The organism is Sulfuricurvum sp. RIFOXYD12_FULL_44_77, assembly GCF_001830725.1.
In the GTDB taxonomy this organism is placed as follows: Bacteria; Campylobacterota; Campylobacteria; order Campylobacterales; family Sulfurimonadaceae; genus Sulfuricurvum; species Sulfuricurvum kujiense_A.
Genome location: NZ_MIBU01000083.1, coordinates 1 through 2,951, shown reverse-complemented (window position 1 = coordinate 2,951; position 2,951 = coordinate 1). Strand labels below are relative to the sequence as shown.

The following is a 2,951-nucleotide window of genomic DNA, read 5'->3' as shown; positions in this document are numbered from 1 at the left end:
TTTCGGAAGGTTATGGGGGAGGAAGTCATGGAAATCTTTGATATAGACGGCATTAATCCCCTGCCCTAACTCATGAATATCCGCATCTAACCGAAGCCAACGGTTGAGAGAGTATTGGATAAGGACACTGGAGACGGTATCGTTTTTATAGAGAACTCTCAAATCTTTGTTGAGGCGGGCGCCCACCTCAAACCCCATCCCCCCCTCAGCGGTGGTGAGGATATTCATCGTATCGATCTGCAGTTTCGTTGCTCCGCTTATCAGCCCTTTTAGCCCCGCTCCGAGCATAAAGTTAGTAGCATCGGCTCGGACAGTCGAGGTGGAGCTATCGCCGCCTGAGACGGTATTGGCAGGGCCTCCAAAGAGGATATAGCTCATAATATCGTTTTGGCTCATCACCGGATCAGAACTAAAGAGGAAGATCGGCGAATCGAGGGTATGGGTCACATAGATAAGTATTTTTTTGTAATCGACCTCATGCCCTATCGTCAGATTAAGATAAGGGTTGAGGGGGACATCGCCGCCGAAATAGATCTCGGAGTATTTGATGTCGAAAAGTTTTCCCCCCGTTTTAGCCGTTCCGGAGGGGATACGCACCATCCCTAAAATTTGCATCGCATCCCTCGGATCTTTCCAGAGGGTTATGTCGGGATCGATCCCCAAATCCAGTTCTTTGGTTTTAAAACGGATCGGCTGCGAGGCAGTGACATGGAGGTTCATAGAGAGTTTTGCACTGCTAGGTGGGCGTACGTCTTGGATAATGATAATGTCATCGTCCATTACTTTGAACTCTTGAAGCGGCAAGTAGGTGATAGTCGCATCAAGGATATTCAACACCCCTGAAAGGTTTTGGTTCGCATCACGATCTCGCGTATACGCAATATCGGTAGAGGCGTGCGCACTCCCCTCGGGCCCTTGATAACTGAAGCGGTTTGAACGCAACCGAAGCGCAGCACTTAAATCCGACTCGATGATTCCCGTGAGCAAAAGGGTATCAAATATCCACAACTCATCAATGATAAGATCACCCTTGGCAGTGAGATGCAAGTACGATGTTCTGTCGGTAGTGATAGGGTGATTAGCGATTTCAAAACGGTAGTTATCGACGGTAATGTTCCCATCACGGTACTCCAAACTAACACTCCCATCCGTCCCTCCATACGCCCGTTTAGAGTCAAGAACGGCGGCATACCACGGTATCTTTATATCGCTTTTGACGGTAAGGGTATCGCTGAGGGTGATCCGATTTTTAGTCCGAATTTCGGCATCATAATATTCCCCTTTGTGCAGTTCGATGGGGCGCAGTTTCGATAGCGTAGCGAATACCGAGGGGGTGAGGGTATCAATATCGATACGGCTTAGATTCGAGCTAAGCGATCCGCTTATTTCGAAAAAAGTACCCAGATAGTTGCCGCTCCCTTGGAGTTTTTCACCCGACATGACCGCCGAGAGTGCTAATGAATCACCGGAAAGGTTGAGACGCGTCGCATTGAGCTCATCACGTAACGAGAGGAGAAGATGTTCGGGCGGTTTATGTCCCCAGCTTTTCCACAGCGGAGCATCCGATGGAAGGGTGAGAGCCCCATCCAATGCGTGATGGCCGTTTTGGGTTGAAAACGACCCTTTAAAAAGGGCATGGTCACTCAAAGCATCGACGCTCCCTTTGAGCGAATCGGTGCTAAGGGTGTAGATTCCCTCACCCTCAACCCGAAGTGCTCCGCTTCGAATAGCTTCCGGAAGAGAGGAGATAAAGGAGAGATTTTTATGAGCGCTCAGGAGTTTCCAGCTAAAACGGTCGTAATCTTTACTGGCAAGATTTAAAATACTCCCATCGAGGGTAAGTTTTCCGATCAACCCCTCAGCGTCATCACTAAACTCTCCGCGCAGTACATTCGCGGGAAGGGGGTGAATCGAGGAGATTTTCCCCTCAAACTCCGTAGTGGTTCTCCCCTCTAATGCGTAACGAAGATGGTGCTTGGTTTGCATCGTATCTGCGCGATGGATGAGAGAATAGAGGGCATTGATATCAAAATAGCCGTTTTCATAAAGGTAGTTAAAATCAAGGGCAATCGCTTTAACTTGAATCTCAGGGTCTTGTTTGGAGTGCAACGCAGCAATACTCGTCCGTAAAATCGCTTTTTCATTTGAGAGCTCCGTAATATTCACACGCAGAACTCTCGGAAGTGTCGTAAATTTCCCGCTGTAAGGAGCCAGTTCAGCAACATTGGGATAAATATCACTCACCCCCGTGAGAGCATTGTTACGGACAACACCGTGAATCGCCCCGCTCGCATAACGGGATTTCAGAGTCGCGTCCAAAAAAGCAAAGCTTAGGTTATCCCCGTCGTACGTCCCGTTTTTCCCATAGATATCGAGTTCAATCGGGTACGAACTGATAAGCTGGAGATTTGTGATCGATACTTCACGGAGTTTAAAGGTCGGAAACGGCCAGAGGGATTCCTCATCGCTGATAAAGTCGTCCAAGTGGAGGCGTAATCCGTCGATTTTCACCGAGTCGATCGTATGCTCCCCCTTCAACATTTTGACAAGGTTGTATTTGAGGAGAAATGTTTTGGCTTCACTTTTATCGCTTCGGACGTTATGAAGAGTGAACCCCTCCAGCAACGACCCCTCCGCGTGGGAGTAGTGAATATCCAGCGGTTTGAGAAAATAGGTATTGACTATATCAAGACTGTCGGGGCGAAAAGCGATATACAGTGCCCCCGAAAGAAGGAGGATGATCGTGTAGAGGAGAAAATGAAACGCTACAAAAAAGTGTTTAAACCATTTCCGCCATGGAAGGGATCGTAAACGTTTCAAAACAACTCTCCGATTCGAAAATGGATTGCATATTGACCCATATCATCGGGATCGAATCCCACATCAATAGCAACAGGGCCGACAGGGGTAACGTAGCGTAATCCTGTCCCGACTCCCAAATACCCCTCATT

The 2,951-nt window shown here is 48.2% G+C and carries 2 protein-coding genes; both read right to left on the bottom strand.

Going from position 1 to position 2,951, the window contains the following annotated elements:
* The coding region (locus A2517_RS03770) for a translocation/assembly module TamB domain-containing protein (protein WP_294894291.1) at nt 1-2,820 on the bottom strand (2,820 nt) is incomplete at its 3' end.
* Nucleotides 2,817-2,882 carry a hypothetical protein gene (locus tag A2517_RS11985; RefSeq protein WP_367187986.1) on the bottom strand — a complete coding sequence of 22 codons (66 nt, stop codon included), beginning with the start codon at nt 2,880-2,882 and terminating at the stop codon, nt 2,817-2,819. The genes A2517_RS11985 and A2517_RS03770, both read right to left, overlap by 4 nt.
* Between the last annotated feature and the right edge of the window lie 69 nt (nt 2,883-2,951).